Source organism: Lactobacillus panisapium (genome assembly GCF_019469265.1).
In the GTDB taxonomy this organism is placed as follows: Bacteria; Bacillota; Bacilli; order Lactobacillales; family Lactobacillaceae; genus Lactobacillus; species Lactobacillus panisapium.
Genome location: NZ_CP048268.1, coordinates 2,071,439 through 2,087,468 on the forward strand (window position 1 = coordinate 2,071,439; position 16,030 = coordinate 2,087,468).

20 protein-coding genes and 1 riboswitch are annotated in these 16,030 nt (G+C 39.8%); of the genes, 8 read left to right on the forward strand and 12 right to left on the reverse strand.

Annotated elements, in window-relative coordinates; translation table 11 throughout:
- Window positions 1–5 precede the first annotated feature (5 nt).
- Together GYM71_RS09755 and GYM71_RS09760 are read left to right on the forward strand one after the other, a co-directional pair.
- Window positions 6–341: a PTS sugar transporter subunit IIA gene (locus tag GYM71_RS09755; RefSeq protein ID WP_220220331.1), complete on the forward strand. Its 336-nt coding sequence runs from the start codon at window positions 6–8 to the stop codon at window positions 339–341.
- A gap of 64 nt (window positions 342–405) precedes the next feature.
- Entirely contained in the window at window positions 406–1,635 is a 1,230-nt protein-coding gene (locus tag GYM71_RS09760; protein WP_220220332.1) for an alpha-L-fucosidase, read from the forward strand.
- A gap of 124 nt (window positions 1,636–1,759) precedes the next feature.
- Here the strand turns inward: GYM71_RS09760 and tenA are convergent, their stop codons facing one another.
- Window positions 1,760–2,422: a thiaminase II gene (tenA, locus tag GYM71_RS09765; RefSeq protein ID WP_220220333.1), complete on the reverse strand. Its 663-nt coding sequence runs from the start codon at window positions 2,420–2,422 to the stop codon at window positions 1,760–1,762.
- Between the two features lie 127 nt (window positions 2,423–2,549).
- Window positions 2,550–2,651: riboswitch (TPP riboswitch) on the forward strand.
- A gap of 74 nt (window positions 2,652–2,725) precedes the next feature.
- Between tenA and thiM the strand changes: the two genes are divergently transcribed.
- From thiM to thiE, 3 genes are read left to right on the forward strand one after another with little or no spacing between them, the layout of a single operon-like run.
- A complete protein-coding gene (gene thiM, locus GYM71_RS09770) occupies window positions 2,726–3,514 on the forward strand; it encodes a hydroxyethylthiazole kinase (protein WP_220220334.1) in 789 nt (262 codons plus the stop codon).
- Window positions 3,515–3,528: 14 nt separating this feature from the next.
- Window positions 3,529–4,338 (forward strand): bifunctional hydroxymethylpyrimidine kinase/phosphomethylpyrimidine kinase, encoded by an 810-nt coding sequence (gene thiD / locus GYM71_RS09775; protein ID WP_220220335.1) that lies wholly within the window; start codon window positions 3,529–3,531, stop codon window positions 4,336–4,338.
- Between the two features lie 6 nt (window positions 4,339–4,344).
- Window positions 4,345–5,004 (forward strand): thiamine phosphate synthase, encoded by a 660-nt coding sequence (thiE, locus tag GYM71_RS09780; protein WP_419503954.1) that lies wholly within the window; start codon window positions 4,345–4,347, stop codon window positions 5,002–5,004.
- Window positions 5,005–5,118: 114 nt separating this feature from the next.
- On the opposite strand, the gene GYM71_RS09785 is transcribed toward thiE, so the two are convergent.
- The 6 genes from GYM71_RS09785 to GYM71_RS09810 all read right to left on the reverse strand — a co-directional run bounded on the left by GYM71_RS09785 (window position 5,119) and on the right by GYM71_RS09810 (window position 9,971).
- On the reverse strand, window positions 5,119–5,448 hold the full coding sequence (locus GYM71_RS09785; protein WP_220220337.1) for a hypothetical protein: 330 nt from the start codon (window positions 5,446–5,448) through the stop codon (window positions 5,119–5,121).
- 56 nt (window positions 5,449–5,504) lie between these two features.
- Entirely contained in the window at window positions 5,505–5,963 is a 459-nt protein-coding gene (locus tag GYM71_RS09790; protein ID WP_220220338.1) for a hypothetical protein, read from the reverse strand.
- A gap of 14 nt (window positions 5,964–5,977) precedes the next feature.
- Window positions 5,978–6,739, reverse strand: coding sequence for a LiaF transmembrane domain-containing protein (locus tag GYM71_RS09795; protein WP_103752552.1), 762 nt, complete (start codon window positions 6,737–6,739; stop codon window positions 5,978–5,980).
- Window positions 6,739–7,194, reverse strand: coding sequence for a LytTR family DNA-binding domain-containing protein (locus GYM71_RS09800; RefSeq protein WP_103752553.1), 456 nt, complete (start codon window positions 7,192–7,194; stop codon window positions 6,739–6,741). Before GYM71_RS09800 ends, GYM71_RS09795 begins: the two co-directional genes overlap by 1 nt.
- A gap of 188 nt (window positions 7,195–7,382) precedes the next feature.
- A complete protein-coding gene (gene purB / locus GYM71_RS09805; protein WP_220220339.1) occupies window positions 7,383–8,678 on the reverse strand; it encodes an adenylosuccinate lyase in 1,296 nt (431 codons plus the stop codon).
- 3 nt (window positions 8,679–8,681) lie between these two features.
- Window positions 8,682–9,971 carry an adenylosuccinate synthase gene (locus tag GYM71_RS09810; protein WP_220220340.1) on the reverse strand — a complete coding sequence of 430 codons (1,290 nt, stop codon included), beginning with the start codon at window positions 9,969–9,971 and terminating at the stop codon, window positions 8,682–8,684.
- Between the two features lie 197 nt (window positions 9,972–10,168).
- Here GYM71_RS09810 and GYM71_RS09815 point away from each other — a divergent pair, with 197 nt between their 5' ends.
- The 3 genes from GYM71_RS09815 to GYM71_RS09825 all read left to right on the forward strand — a co-directional run bounded on the left by GYM71_RS09815 (window position 10,169) and on the right by GYM71_RS09825 (window position 12,120).
- A complete protein-coding gene (locus tag GYM71_RS09815) occupies window positions 10,169–11,161 on the forward strand; it encodes a GMP reductase (protein WP_103752556.1) in 993 nt (330 codons plus the stop codon).
- Window positions 11,162–11,454: 293 nt separating this feature from the next.
- Window positions 11,455–11,907, forward strand: coding sequence for an AraC family transcriptional regulator (locus GYM71_RS09820; protein WP_220221221.1), 453 nt, complete (start codon window positions 11,455–11,457; stop codon window positions 11,905–11,907).
- A gap of 24 nt (window positions 11,908–11,931) precedes the next feature.
- Window positions 11,932–12,120 (forward strand): cysteine-rich KTR domain-containing protein, encoded by a 189-nt coding sequence (locus GYM71_RS09825; protein ID WP_220220341.1) that lies wholly within the window; start codon window positions 11,932–11,934, stop codon window positions 12,118–12,120.
- A gap of 242 nt (window positions 12,121–12,362) precedes the next feature.
- On the opposite strand, the gene GYM71_RS09830 is transcribed toward GYM71_RS09825, so the two are convergent.
- From GYM71_RS09830 to GYM71_RS09850, 5 genes are read right to left on the reverse strand one after another with little or no spacing between them, the layout of a single operon-like run.
- Window positions 12,363–13,487 (reverse strand): glycoside hydrolase family 172 protein, encoded by a 1,125-nt coding sequence (locus tag GYM71_RS09830; protein ID WP_220220342.1) that lies wholly within the window; start codon window positions 13,485–13,487, stop codon window positions 12,363–12,365.
- Between the two features lie 9 nt (window positions 13,488–13,496).
- The gene (locus GYM71_RS09835) at window positions 13,497–13,898 is read right to left on the reverse strand and encodes a PTS sugar transporter subunit IIA (protein ID WP_220220343.1); all 402 of its coding nucleotides are present in this window, start codon (window positions 13,896–13,898) and stop codon (window positions 13,497–13,499) included.
- Window positions 13,899–13,907: 9 nt separating this feature from the next.
- A complete protein-coding gene (locus GYM71_RS09840) occupies window positions 13,908–14,726 on the reverse strand; it encodes a PTS system mannose/fructose/sorbose family transporter subunit IID (protein ID WP_220220344.1) in 819 nt (272 codons plus the stop codon).
- Window position 14,727: 1 nt separating this feature from the next.
- Window positions 14,728–15,516: a PTS mannose/fructose/sorbose/N-acetylgalactosamine transporter subunit IIC gene (locus GYM71_RS09845; RefSeq protein WP_220220345.1), complete on the reverse strand. Its 789-nt coding sequence runs from the start codon at window positions 15,514–15,516 to the stop codon at window positions 14,728–14,730.
- Window positions 15,517–15,521: 5 nt separating this feature from the next.
- The gene (locus GYM71_RS09850; RefSeq protein WP_220220346.1) at window positions 15,522–16,013 is read right to left on the reverse strand and encodes a PTS sugar transporter subunit IIB; all 492 of its coding nucleotides are present in this window, start codon (window positions 16,011–16,013) and stop codon (window positions 15,522–15,524) included.
- Window positions 16,014–16,030: the final 17 nt, after the last annotated feature.

Here is a 16,030-nt window from a genome sequence, read left to right on the forward strand (position 1 = left end):
CCGCTATGGAAGGTTTAGAAGAAATTAGTTTTGAAATTATTAGTCATTCGGGGCAAGCAAAAGCAGAAATTATGGAGGCAGTTACCTGCTCTAAGTCTGACGCTAAAGACCCTGAGCCATTGCTGAAAGACGCCAAAGAAGAACTAAAGCAGGCGCAAAACTTGCACTTAAAGGTTTTAGCTGATTTTGCTAAAACTGGTAATAACAAAATTGACCCGTTATATATGCATGCTGAAGATCAAATGATTACAGCAGAAAGTTTTTTAGACTTTGCCACCGAGTTGATTAAGACCAACCAAGAATTGGTCAAATTGCGGCAAGAAGTAGCTAAAAAACAGTAATTTTTCGTTTAAGTTAGTAGCAATTGACCAGATGATAATATAAGCAATTGAAAGTATATAGATAATGAAGATAGAAACAAAAATAAGCAATTTTGAAAAGATGGGGATTGGCCTCTTCGTCCATTGGGGACTCTACTCTAAATTTGCCAAGGGCGAATGGTCACAGAACATCTTAAATATTCCGACCTATCAGGCGGCGTTTAATGAATTCAACCCAAAAGAAGAAAATATTCGCAGCTTAGTTAGACTAGCTAAGAAGTGCGGCTTTAAGTATATTGTTCTTACTGCCAAACATCATGATGGCTTTTACCTCTTTGATACCAAGAATATTAATAACTTTGACAGCGTCCATACCCCATTTCACAAAGATGTTATCAAAATTTTTACCGATGAATGTCACCGGCAAAAGATTGCTCCCTTTATCTATTACGCTACTTATGATTGGAATAACGTTAAGTACCGCGACGACTTTAACGGCTATTTAGCCGAAATGCGTCAACTAATTAAACTTTTATGCACTAATTACGGCGAAATTGGTGGTTTCTGGTTCGATGGTAATTGGGATAAGCCACATGCAGATTGGCAAGAAGATTTGCTTTACCAAGAAATCCGGCAATTACAACCTAATGCCATTATTACCAATAATACCGGACTAGAAAAACAAGGCGTAACGGAAGGGCGAGAAGTTGACGTATTAACATTTGAGCGTGGTAATCCAACTGCAATTAAGCATGTTCAAAACCAACGCTATTTAGCCGCTGAAACTTCGCTAACACTCAATAAACACTGGGGCAATGCCCAAAATGACCTTAATTATCTTTCTGGGCACCAGTTAATTGAGCAAATTTGCCGGACGCGCATGGTCGGCGCTAACCTATTAATTAATGTTGGACCAGAATTTGATGGTTCACTGAATATCCACTGTCGTTCACTAATCGAACTAGTTGGTCAATGGATGGCTATCAACCATGAAGCAATTTACCATACCAATAATTATGAGCATTCAACCTACTCCACTATTTCTAATGACCATGATTTTATTAAAGGTAATTACTTATTTGTTGATGACCTAGGAAATATTGGCAACAGCAACGTCGTTCTAGGTGGCGAACAGGCACGTGAATTAGTTTTCACTAATTTTGCAAAACAAAAAATTGACCATATCGCTTGGCTAGACAACCAAAAGCCATTAGCATTTAAACAAGATCAAGCAGCTAACACACTTAAAATTGCAGCTGATGGCTTTGAATATGGCACTAATTTAGTCGAGCGCGTGGCCAAAATCTATTATTAAAAACTCTCTTACTATATTTTTCGTTCAAATCAAGCACTAATTATTATGCGCTCTCCAAGCTTAGCTTTGCTATTCGTAGTGAAGCTAGGCTTTTTTAATTAAAAAAATTCTTTAAGGCAGAAAACTATTGCCACTGCTCTTGCTCATACGCCATTTGCCAAAACCGGCATTCATAATAGCTGCTACGCACAAAGGCTTTCTGCATCTGCCCACGCTCTCGTTCTGAAGCTTGCGCAGCTAAGTCATTGGTCAACTTTAACATGCGACTAACATTGACGTCATACCAGTCGCTATCATAGGTCTCAATCCATTTCTGGTAAAGTGCAACCGGTGAACCCGTTTGCGCCAATGCTTGACCAATTTCCTGGTAAAGCCAGTAGCAAGGCAAAATGGCACAGACACAAGGTGCAAGACCATCTTTTTCAAGCGTTTTAAACAGATGATTGACATAGGCATACGCCGTTGGTGCTGCGTCAGTTTCTTTAATTTCATTGGATGTGACTTTTAATTCCGCTAAAAAATGCTGTTGCATCGTTATTTCACATTCTTGCAAATCTTGGGCACCTGCCAGCAAGAATCGTTGCACTTCTTGACTAGTAGTTTTCTTTGCCATTAGCCGGTGAATTTTGCTAAATTCAGCTAAATAGTACCTGTCTTGCAATAAGTAAAACCGAAAAGTAGCCAATGGCAATTGGCCACTTTGCAGTTCTTTAACAAAGGGCTGCTCCATGCTTTTTTCCCACAAATCCTTTGCCGCATAACGCAATTGTGCTGTAAATTCAGTCATTATTATCTCCCTCGCCCAATTAATAGTTGCGTGTTTTTTAGTAGTTAGTTTACCTTAGTCGAGTCACTGCAGCAATTCGGTTAAATTAGTTATTGTCTTGCCCAGCAAAAGTCGCTATAATTGAAACCGATAACACGAGGGGTGCCTTTTTGAAGGCTGAGATGGCGAATAGCCAGACCCTTTGAACCTGTAAGCTAATTCTTGCGTAGGAACGTGTCAAAATCCACTTATGCTTTGACACAAATATGTCAAAGCTTTTTTATTGACCTAAAATCGGCGCAGGAGATTTTTAAAGGAGAGATTATGAAACTAGATCTGTTAGCTAAATTACGTGAAACTAATCCAATTGTCCTTAATGCCGCCAATTTTGTGACCGTTCAAGATGTCGCTAACGGCTTAAATGCGCTGGGTGCCTCGCCCATCATGAGTAAGGAAATTGCTGAGGTCGAAGAAATGGTTCAGATGGCATCAAGCATTGCCATCAACCTCGGGACTTTGACTAAATTGCAAATTATGCAAATGAAAGAAATGGGGCTACTTGCCGCGCAAGCTCAGAAACCGATTGTCCTTGATCCCGTTGCCGTTGGCGCAGTCAATTACCGCCTGCAAACCGCACAAAAATTGCTAGAAGCTTTCCCAGCTACAATCATTCGTGGCAACGCTGGTGAAATTGCCGCTTTAGGTGGTTTTGCCTGGAATGCCAAAGGTATTGATGCGGGTTCAGGCAGTGGCGATCTTGACGAAATTACGCGTAAAACCGCGCAAAAATTGCATTGTACAATTATTGCCAGTGGCGTAACAGACACAATTAGCGATGGCCAAAATATCGCTCATGTTTACAATGGTACCCCGCTATTTCAGGCACACGTTGGTTCAGGTGACATGCTCTCAAGCATTGTTGCCGCCTTTGCGGCCGTCTGCGATAATTCTTTTGAAGCTGCGCAAACAGCTTGCCTAGTTTTTGCAGCTACTGGAGAATTGCTCGTTAATGATCATCCTGAAGTAGGCCCTGGCACATTTAGCATGTATTTGATGGATTATTTAGCTAAAGTCAAAGAAACCGAGATTACAGCTATTGCTAAATTTGATTAAGGAGGTTAGCAATAATGACAGAAGAACTAAATTCATTTCCCCAAGTTTTGACCATTGCTGGGACTGATTCCGGTGGTGGAGCCGGAATTATGGCGGATCTAAAAACTTTTCAGATGCAACATGTTTTTGGGACAGCGGTGGTTGTAGCTGTGACTGCCCAAAATACGCTCGGAGTCCAAGACTCGTTTTTATTACCACTTGAAATGGTCGATGCCCAATTTGCGTCATTAGCCTCAGACTTTAAGATTAAGGCTTGTAAAACGGGGATGTTGGGAGATGCAGCGCACGTCCATCAAGTAGCTCTTAATCTGCAAAAATATGACTTTGGTCCGGTAACCATCGACCCAGTTATGGTGGCTAAAGGCGGTGCGCCTCTTCTTAGCCAAGATGCTATTGCCACCGTTAAAAATGAGCTATTGCCGCTAGCTAACCTCATTACGCCTAACTTGCCTGAAGCAGAAGCTCTTACCGGAATTAAGGCTACTAGTGAACAAGAATATCCCCAATTAGCACGAAGCTTGCAAAAAATGGGTGTAGAAAACGTGCTTATTAAAGGCGGACATTCTAACGCTGAAGTTGTGCGCGATTACGCTTTATTAGCAGATGGCACCGACTTTTGGGTTAGCAGTCCACGGACGCACACTAACAGGACTCACGGTACTGGTGATACTCTTGCAGCCGCCATTACTGCTCAATTAGCTCTGGGCCATACTCTCAGTGAAGCAATTAAAATCGGCAAACAGTATGTCACCAAGGCGATTGAACAAACGATTCAGGTTGGTCACGGTCATGGACCACTTAATCATTGGGTTAAGGTAGATTAGGAGGAGATTATGGCTCAATTTAACGCAACACAATTAACCGCATATTTCGTCTGCGGGACACAAGACTTGCCAGCCGGAAAGACTTTACCTAAATTAGTCGAAGAAGCTTTAGAAGCAGGTATCACTGCTTATCAGTTTCGTGATAAAGGACCAAAGTCAACGTTAAACGAAGATGACCGCTTACCAATGGCAAAAGAGCTTCATGAACTTTGCCAAAAATACCATGTTCCTTTCTTCGTTGATGATGATGTCAAACTTGCCCAAAAGGTTGGTGCCGAAGGAATTCATGTTGGACAAGACGATGAAGATATTTCCCGGGTAATAAAAGATGTGCAAGGAAAAATGATTGTCGGTTATTCTTGTTCAACAAGTGCTGAAATAAGTCTTGCGGATCATATTAGCGGAATTGATTATTACGGTAGTGGTCCCATCTTTGCTACTCAGTCTAAAGATGATGCTGATCCAGAAATTGGAATTGCTGGACTGACAAAATTGGTCCAACAAACTGACCGTCCAATTGTTGCAATTGGGGGTATTACAGAAAAAGATTTAACCCAAATTGCGGGTACTAAAGCTGCCGGCGCCGCTGTTATTTCAATGATTGCACAAAGCAGTAATATTGCAGAAACTGTGGCCGCAATGCTAAACACTAATTGGCAGCATTAAAACTGCCCGCTATTTTAAGCACACAAAAACTCCGTTTATTAGCGGAGTTTTTTATTGATTTAATTTTAAATAATTAACTACTGTCTCATATTACTTTAGCCCTAATATTCTTATTTACACATTTTTTAAATAAGTTTCATAGACCGGACACAGTTCAAAGGCATAATTACGGTAAGTTCTTGTTGCCAACTTATCTGTTGAGTCAAATTCACCAGTTAAAGTCTGATATCTTGCTTGCGCCCAGCTTAATTGCCGTTGTTGTAAAAAATCTAGTAGTTCTGGTTTTACTGCTCCCATCCAGCCCCACGTTAATTCATGCGGATGATCTTCAAAGGTAAAACAGTAGGCAATAAGCTGATTTTTTACTCTTAAAACTAGTGGCGCCTCTAGCAACTGATCGGCATAAATAACTTCTTGCCACTTTTCTAAAGAAAGATCAGCCACTGGGTTAGCCCGGTGATTTTCTTGGTAATCGGCATAACTTTGTCGCGTTAATTCCGCTAATTGTTCTGGACATTTTTTAAAGCGGTCAGACTTAAGAGCTCAAAATCACTTGCAATTTTAATAGCTTTGGTCTGATCTAAAGCTATCGCTAAGGACATTTTCGGCATAACCGTCGTTCTAATTAAGTTAAAGCCATTGTCCTTGGCCAGAGTATTAAAGACTAGTTGCGGAGCATAATCATAAGTAATTAGGGCTTTCTTTTGCTTTTTGCGAGCAACTTGCTCTAGTTCTTCGATCATTTGCTGAAAGAACCGTTCTTGTTCAGCTAAGGCTACTTGAGGTGAAAGATAAGCAGCAAAATTAAGAGCAGTCGGATGAAAGTCGTTAATCCAATAGATGCTGGTCCCAATCGTTTTTCCCGCTAAAAAGTAATTTTGTTGATGTTGGGAAAATTTACCCATCATTTCTTTAATCATACGATCAGCGGCCACGTTTTTAAGTAGGTCTTTGCTCATTTTGATAACTCTCATTAAACATAATTAATCGTCACTTCACCAAATTTGCTTGATCCCTGCAAAAGCACTTTAGGACCACCGCCGGTAGAAGTACCATTGATTTCAACTTCACCAAAAACAGCTGCTAAATGATCTTCTATTCGCCAAGATAATGGCAGATAAATTACTACTTCACTCATTGAAGCATTCAGATTAATGACCACCGTATCACCAGCGACCTTAGCAGAATCAAGATAAACATTAGTTTCACCTAAAGTAGAATTAATCGTCACACTTTCTAAATTTTGTGAATGAACGTAACGTGAGACCTCAGATAAACGCTGATTAATGACAATATTGCGGTCGTTTTCATCCCTACTTCTAGAAGAAAAGTTATTACCTGTCGTTTTAAACTCACCATCTTCCCAGATTTGGTCATATTTATTTTGGTGATGATTAATGCGAAATAGCGTATCACGACGCCAACCTTTAGCAAAAATCAGGCATAAGCCAACATATACCAAACATGCGGCCAGTAATAAGGTCCACGGGACAATTTTAGTAATATGAAGCGGCCCAGCATAAACAATTAGTAAAAATGTTACTGAAAAAACCATTCCAAAAATGCTTTTACCAGCAATGCTATTAATCAGTAAAATGCCAAAAACGGCTGTCCAAAAAATTGTTCCTAAGCCTAAATGAAATGATAAAAGGTGCATTTGGTTCATAACAATATAGACTGCTGCAGCAACTAACCCAATGCCCCAAAGTATTTCCTTAATTTTTTGTTTTCTCATTATGATGACCTTCTCTCGTTTAATCGATCACTTAAACTGTGATAATAGCGGCGCGATACATAGACGGTTTTATATGAATCCCGAAAGTGAACCTGACAATTTGAAATTGACCTTGTTAACGCATAGATCTGTTTTAAATTTAAAATTGTTGATTTTGAAATCCTCATAAATTGGCTGCTCAACAAATTTTCTAATTCATAAAGTTTGTAATTGACAGTAAAAGCTTCCGTTTTCGTATGCGCGATTACCTGCCGCCCCTCAGTTTCAAAAAACAAAATATCCGCTAGATTTACATAATAGGTTAATTCATCTTTATGACACTCAAGCTGATCAGGTCGTCCATCCAATTCTTGCAATTGGCGATAAATTTGTTCCACTTCGGGGGACAATTCCCGTGCATGAATGGTCACTGACGGTTCTTCTTGTTCTGGGTCAAGCTCAATTTTCACCTTCAAGATTCTCACCTGCCTTTCATCTGATATTTTTATTAAACGCTAATTAATTTTTAAAAGCCAGTTTATTTTCTCAAGTGGTCACTTTTTTTGCTTAAGTGGTTAAACAAAAAGAGTTAAACTGCCGGACGCAAAAAGCACTCATACTGCTAGTAAGAGCTAACACGATGAGTGCAAAGATTTAACCTACTTTATTCTAAACCGACTTTTTTAAAAATATCGTCAACGTGGCGCAAGTGATAGTGGTAATCAAAAGCATCCGCAACATCATCTTCTGAAAGATAATTCATAATTTTACTGTTCTCAACTAATTTTCTAAATGAAATTCCTTCATTCCAAGATTTAGTTGTCAGCTGTTGCACCATATCATATGCGTCTTCACGAGAAAGCCCTGCTTCATCGATTAGTTTAAGCAGCAGTCTTTGTGAATAAATTAAGCCATAAGTTTTATCCATATTCTTGAGCATGGTTTCGGGGAAAACATCAAGATTGGTCAAAATTCGGTTAAACCGATTTAACATATAATCAATGCCAATCGTGGTATCAGGCAAAATAATTCGTTCGGCACTTGAATGCGAAATATCGCGTTCGTGCCAAAGAGTGACATCCTCATACGCCGTTACAATGTGTCCACGCAAAACCCGCGCCATTCCGCACAGATTTTCTGAACCAATTGGATTGCGTTTATGCGGCATCGCGGATGAACCCTTTTGACCCGCACGGAAATGCTCTTCAACTTCATGAATTTCCGACCGTTGCAAGCTGCGAATCTCTGTTGCCCAATTTTCAATGCTAGTGGCAATTAAGGCTAGTGTAGCAATGTATTCTGCGTGCAAATCGCGGGGCAAAATTTGACTTGTAATCGGCTGTTGAGTCAGCCCAAGCTGTTGAAGCACACTAGTTTCAATTTCTGGTGGCACATTCGCAAAAGTACCAACCGCACCAGAAATTTTACCGGATTCTACGCCTTTAGCAGCATGTTCAAAGCGATCAATATCGCGGTTGATTTCTGCATACCAGCGAGCCAGTTTTAAACCAAAAGTAGTAGGTTCAGCTTGCACACCATGCGTGCGACCCATTTCAACGGTATTTTTGTATTTACGCGCTTTTTCTGCAATCGTCTTTTTCAATTCCTGCAAGTCTTGCCTAATGATTTCATCGGCTTGTTTGAGAATATAACCTTGGGCAGTATCAACAACATCAGTTGAAGTCAGGCCAAAGTGAACCCACTTTTTCTCCGGGCCAAGGCTTTCAGAAACCGTTCTAGTAAATGCGACAACATCATGATGCGTTACTTGTTCGAGCTCAGCCACTCTTTCGGCTGTAAAACGAGCATTTTGCGCAATTTTGGCAGCATCTTCTCGTGGCACTTCGCCGATTTCGCTCCAAGCATTTGTCGCAGCAATCTCAACTTTTAGCCAAGCCGCATATTTATTTTCATCTGACCATATTTTGCCCATTTCAGGGCGAGTGTATCGTTCTAACATCAATTACATTTCCCAAGGATTACGTAAAACAATTGTTTGTTCACGTTCTGGTCCAACCGAAACGGTTACCAGCGGAACGCCAACTAACTCAGCAACACGGTTTAAGAATTTTTGCGCATTTTCAGGCAAATCTTCCCAGGTTTTGGCATTAGTAATATCTTCTTGCCATGCAGGTAATTCTTCGTAAACCGGCTTGCAGCGCTCCAATTCTTTTAGACTGGCTGGATAGTAATCGATTTCTTGGCCATCTAGTTCATATGCGGTCGCAATCTTAATCGTGTCAAAACCACTGAAGATATCAAGCAAGTTCAGGCTTAAGCCGTTAATGCCAGCAACTCGTTTAGCATGACGCAATGCAACGGAGTCAAACCAGCCAACCCGACGTGGTCGACCGGTAACTGTGCCGTATTCATGAGCAGTTTCACGGATGCGGTCGCCAGTCTCATCAAGAAGTTCTGTTGGGAATGGACCAGCACCAACACGAGTAGTGTAAGCCTTGCAAACACCGATTACAGTGTTTAGTCGGTTAGCGCCAATCCCAATTCCGCTGGCAATTCCACCTGAAATTGTATTTGATGAAGTTACAAATGGGTATGTTCCTTCATCTAAGTCGAGCATAATTCCCTGTGCACCTTCAAACAATACTTTTTCATCGTTATCTAACGCATCATTAACTAATACAGAAGTATCAGTTACGTATTTTTTCATTTTTTGGCCGTATTCATAGTACTTGTTGAAGATTTCGTCATAATCAAGTTCAGGCTTACCATAAATTTTAGTAAATAATTCGTTTTTAGCAGCTAAATTAGCGCGTAATTTTTCTGCAAATGTATCTTTTTCAAGTAAATCACAAACTCTGATACCAATTCTTGAAGCCTTATCCATGTAAGTTGGTCCAATACCATTTTTGGTTGTGCCAATTTTATTTGCACCTTTTGCTTCTTCTTGATACTCGTCTTGCTTAATATGATAAGGCATGATGACATGAGCACGGTTGGAAATTCGTAATTTGCTGGTATCAATCCCATTTTTTTCAAGGTTTTCGAGTTCACCTAATAAAACCTCTGGGTTAATTACTACACCATTACCGATAACTGCTCCTTTAGCAGATGCGAAAATACCGGATGGAATTAAGCGCATCTTAAAAGTTTGATTATCGATTTCAATTGTGTGCCCAGCATTATTACCACCGTTGGAACGAACGGAGTAAGCTGCTTCCTTACTCAAAAAATCGGTTATTTTACCTTTTCCTTCGTCGCCCCATTGGCTACCAACAACTGTAACTGCTGTCATTTTCCTTCACCTCATTAAAAATCTACAAATATCACGTAAATAGTCTAGCAATTTAAGCTATCATAGTCAAATTTAAATGCGAATTATTCCGACTAATCTATTTTAGATAGTTCGATTTTTATATTGACAAAAATATGCTTTTTGATTATAGTAACTTGGTTTGGAAAAGAGATATTTAAATAGGAGCCGATTTACTTATGAGTAATTATTTTAGTGTAGAAGCCTTTGATTACGATGATATTCAACTTGTTCCTAACAAAGGAATCATCAAAAGCCGTCATGATGCGGATACTAGTGTTAAGTTTGGAAACCGAACATTTAAAATCCCGGTTGTTCCAGCTAACATGGAGAGCGTCATTAATGACGAGTTGGCTATTTGGCTTGCGCAAAACGGCTATTACTATGTAATGCACCGCTTTCAACCTGAAAAGCGGCTCGATTTCATCAAAATGATGCATGAAAAAGGCCTTTTTGCTTCAATTTCTGTCGGTATTAAAAAGGACGAATATAACTTTATTGATCAATTAGCAGCTGAAAAAATCGTTCCCGAATACATTACGATTGATGTTGCACACGGCCATTCCGTCTATGTCATTGACATGATTAAATACATTAAAGAAAAATTACCAGATACTTTCTTAACCGCGGGAAACATTGCCACCCCAGAAGCTGTTCGTGAACTAGAAAACGCTGGTGCTGATGCTACCAAAGTTGGTGTTGGTCCTGGACGTGCATGTATTACGAAACTTAAAACCGGTTTTGGTACTGGTGGCTGGCAGCTAGCTGCTCTTAGAATGTGCAGTAAAGTTGCCAGCAAGCCACTAATCGCTGATGGCGGTATCCGTTATAACGGCGATATAGCAAAATCTGTTCGCTTTGGTGCAACAATGGTCATGATTGGTTCAATGCTAGCTGGCCACGAAGAATCCCCAGGTAACGTTATTAAGATTGACGGTAAAACCTACAAGCAATATTGGGGCTCCGCATCTGAAGTTCAAAAAGGAGCCTACCGCAACGTTGAGGGTAAACAAATGCTTGTACCATATCGGGGCTCAATTGCCGATACTTTGACCGAAATGCAGGAAGACTTGCAATCTTCTATCTCTTATGCCGGTGGTAAAACGCTTAGTTCAATTAAGCTTGTTGATTATGTTATCGTTAAAAACACCATTATGAGCGGTGATAAATAATTGCTATTTTATCCAGATAAGTAATTTGTTATAGCATTAATTAACTATTTCCGTTAAAATAATGAATATCCCAGTGCGGTTAGGTAGCAGCACTGGGATTTTTTGTTTTAGCTAATAATTAAACCTTAAAAAATCACTATTTGAGCCATAATCTAGCAGATCTTTGAATGTCATAACAATAACCAAACAATAATATATTTTAAAATTTTTCTTGAAAATCATTTTAATTGCCCTTACGATTGGTTTTGTCAAAGCTTGATAAGATATTTTGATGTAGGAGGTTCAAAGCATTGATGAAAGAAAAATTTAGCGGTATTGAAGAATTTAAGGATATTGAAATCGCATATATGCGGAGAACGGGTGCTTATGGCCCGGGAAATAATCAATTAATGGATGATTTCAAAGCGCACTTAAAAGAGCATAACTTACTCACAGACAATAGCACCATACTTGGGATAGCAATGGATGATCCAATCCAAACGCCACCAGAAAAGCAAAGATATGATGTAGGCATTATTATCACCGATGGCGAAAAAAAGATTGATTTACCTACTCGTAAGATTCCTGACGGACGTTACGCAATCTTTGAAGTTGCTCATACCGTTGGGGGAGTATCACATTTTTGGGAAAACATTCAAAATTTAACGAGTGATTTACCAGTAGATAACACTAAACCAATAATTGAGCGGTATGCTTCTTCAAAAGTTTCAGCACACTTATGCGAATTTTGTGTTCCTGTGAGATAAATTAATGAAAAAGGTAAGTTATTAATGGAAAAACAATCATGGGTATTATGTCCTACTTGCAATAGCAAGACCCGAATTAAGGTACGTGAAGATACGGAGCTATTAAGGTTTCCACTATTCTGTCCCAAGTGTAGACACGAAAATCTAATTAATCTAAAACATGGAATTATTACAGTTATTAAAGAGCCAGACGCGAAGACGCAGACCCAATAATTTGTAGGAATTACTCTTACAGATTATTGGCTCTTTAATTTTTGCATGTGATATTTAATTGATTTCACACTAAGTTGCCAAAGATTGTTACCAGATACTAGCCTAGCAATTCATTAAAAAATAATAAGGCCCCGAAGTTAGAACAACTTCGGGGCTTTTATTATGACTAAATTAAGATCTTAAATCTTTGACACAACTATCAAACCGTATTCATAGAATCGGGGCTCTATTATACCAATGCCTTATCTTGGCAGTCTGTCTGCTCTTGCTAAAAATGGCCGAAATGGGCTGTGGGGCTCCGTTTGGTACCAATAGGCAACCGTCGAAATATCATCTGAGCGCTCATATAAGCCAATATCATCATTGCCAATATCCTGAAAAGTTACTTTTAACCGGTTGGAAAAAGCGATGGGATCTGACAAGTGCCAGCGGTACAAGCCATGCTGGGGCAGTCCATCATTGCCACAAGCATGAACAGAATTAGGATCGGGTTTTCCAGCGCTGAACAGGTCACGGGTGTGATCCTGCGTTTCATGGAATGGATAGCCCTGAAACGCCGTAGAATAAGTGTAAGTTTGTGGCAATTGACCGTATTCCTGCTTTTGAAAGGCCCACGCACCACCAAAATAATCCTCTGCGCCGGTTGAGGTAACAGTCGGGAACTGCTCATCATCGTCTAGGTAAAATTTAAACTCACCTTCACCCCACCAATATCTTTGCAATGCACAAATCGCCATGTAAGTACCAACATAATAACCTTGGCCTTGAACACCATCAATCAAGGTATAATCACGCCCTTTTTTAACCGGATCTTCCCGATTCCAGAAAGCATGAAAGTATAACAATTCAGGATCTTCCTGGGGCTTTTCAACATAATTAATCGTGTAGAAGAAATGCTTGATAAAACCAGGATGCTCGTTAGTGATTGTGATTTTAGCATGGTGATTAAAGGGCATTTTAAAGTAGGAATTCATTCCTCCAAATGGATTGACGACAATTGGTACCGAATTAACCAAGCACCGACTGGCAAAACCATTACAAAAGAAGTCGCCCAGCGGAACCTCAACTGACGGGTTTTCTTCATTATCCCAGTACATTCTTAGAACCAAATCCCGTAAAACAAAGCTACCCTTAGTCGTTTTATCCGTTACGGTAAACCACATGTGCCTAATTTCACCGGGGCCCTGAATATCGGCCAAAGTAACGGTTTCGCCTTGGTCAAGCGAAATATCAGCGCTACCCTTTCTTTGCGGGCCCAATTTTCCCGTGGCCATTGCAGCCCTTCCTGGCTCGCCAGTTTTGTTTTCAGCCGAAATTGTCCTGCTTTTTTCATTTTTAAAATGTAATACGTCATCTAAAGTACTCATTATGCTTACCTATTCATCGTTATCATCATTAGTGTCTGTTATTGTTACTTGAAAAAGCTGCTGTCTTGCAGCCGCAATCATTTGGTCAAGATCAATTGGCTGCTTATTTTTAACCGCCAAGGCTAATTCAAGTGTGAAGGGCAAATTGATGCCCGTAATCACGTGAATATTATTTGCTAAAAACTGGCTAACAACTTGATTCACACTGCCAAAGCCCAAGTCCGTTAATAAATAGAACTCATCATCTGGATTAAGCAAAACACTTATTTGCGCTTTTAATTCCTCTGTTCCCTCATTATGCATATAGGCACAGACAGATGTCACAATTTCTTGGTCACCCGTCAGACCGGCAAGCGTTTCTTGGTAGCCACGTGCCAACTTATAATGAGTGATTACAATTATTTTTTTCATAAACATTCCCTATTTCAAAAACCCGAAAGCCGCACCAAACATTGCAATAACAATGAATAATAGAATTACCCAAGTCATGCTTAGCTTTTTCGATTTTAAAAGTTTGTATGCCAATAAAACTAATAAAGCAGGAATCATTTGCGGCAGAATTTTATCAAGCATCGGCTGAATCTGCATTGAAACCTTGCCAAACTGAAATTTTAATGGTGAAGTAACGGAAATAACCGAGCCAATTAGGGCGCCAACCACAGTAATTCCCAAAACTGAAGCTGCTTCCGTTAAATAATTGATTTTATCGCCATATTCAGTGATAATCTTTGAACCTTGACGATAACCAAATTCAAAACAATGCATCCGTAAGAAAAAGATTACTGCAATTAAAATTCCCCAAAGCAAAATGCCAAACGGATTATTTTGTAGTGCCATGTAAGCAGCAATCGAACCCATGATAGTCGGAATCATTGTCATTAAAAGTGAGTCACCAATTCCTGCTAAAGGACCCATTGTCCCCACTTTAAAATCATTGATGGCACTTTTTGCTGCCAGTCCCTGCTTTTCCTCCATGGCAACACATGCACCAAGAACAATTGCGGCTAACCAAGGTTGGGTATTATAGTATTGAAAATGATTGTCGAGTGCTTCAACGTAGTCGTCATCGTTACGATAAATTTTTCGTAAAATCGGTGACAAGGCATATGCAACAGAGGCCCCTTGCTGAGTTTCATAGTTAAAGGTTTCAACACTCATTAACCAGCGGTAATTTGCCTTGTGCAGATCCTTTTTAGTTACGATTGGCCCGTATATTTTCTGGTCATTTTTCTTTGTCATCTTATTCGTCCTCTCCTATGCCAGCAGTATTTACTGCACTAGCAGCTGCTCTATTTTGTCCTTCTTTTTCAGCCTGCTTATACGTTGCAAACGCAGCCGCAAAGCCAATAATTGCTGCACCAATAATCGGTACTTTCAAAAAGGCGGCTAAGAAGAAGCCAATTAACAAATAATTAACCAGTTTTCCCGTAGGCATATAATTTAGCAGCATTGCAATTCCAACTGCTGGTAACATTTCACCGGCAATTGTTAAACCGCTCATAAACCATTTGGGCATTACCTGTAAAATAAAGTTTACTGCCGATTGACCTAAAGTTACTGCAATAAAAACGGGAATGGCAGCCGATAAACCAAAGAACAACGGTCCAAGCCAAGTTACGGCGGTCATTTTTTTAAACTGATGCGCATCCGCATAGCTTTTAGCTTTTTTAGCAACAAAGCCATTTAGGATTTTAACAATGACATCTAATTGGACACCCAGCATCCCAACTGGTAATCCAATTGCTAACCCAGCACTTTTACCCATCGACACACCAAATGCGGTCGCAATAATTGCGGTTGTCCCATAATCTGGAACTGATGAGCCACCAAAGCCAGCAACACCCAATGACATTAATTGAACCGTTCCACCAACTAGTAAGCCGGTCTGAATATCACCCATGATAATGCCCGTGAAAAGGCCCCAAAATACTGGATAGTTAACAAAAAGCATTGGGATACCGTAATAATCAACGTGCTTAATGAATGCAAGAAGTGTTAAAAGAATAATTTGTAATATTGTAAAGTGCATTTTAGTTATCTCGCTCTACTTTCTAAAAATTCTTTGGTCACATTAACTTCTTTGTCTGCCGGAACATATTGCGACACTAGTTCTACTCCAGCATCTAAAAGTGCTTCATAGTCGGCAACTTCATCCTTATCAGCAAAGGCTCTTTTGGATAACTCAATGCCATTTTCACGTGCAGTTGTCCCACCAATAATTAACTTAGTAATTTTTACGCCACTATTAACTAAGTCTAAAAAGGTTTTTGGTTCTTTTGCCAAAACTAAGAGTTTTTCTGGATCATATTTACCGCTCTTAAAATTAGTTAAGGCCTTTTCTTCCGTAATAATCGAAATCGCATTACCCGCTGGCCGAGCCATTTTCATTGTTGCCTTGCTGATCGGGTCATTTGCAGTGGCATCATCGATGACCATTACTCGATTTGAGCCCGATTCTGGTGCCCACTGCGTAACAATAATTCCATGTAGTAAGCGGTTGTCAATTCTGGCTAACACAACACTCATTTTTCTTCCTCCTTAAA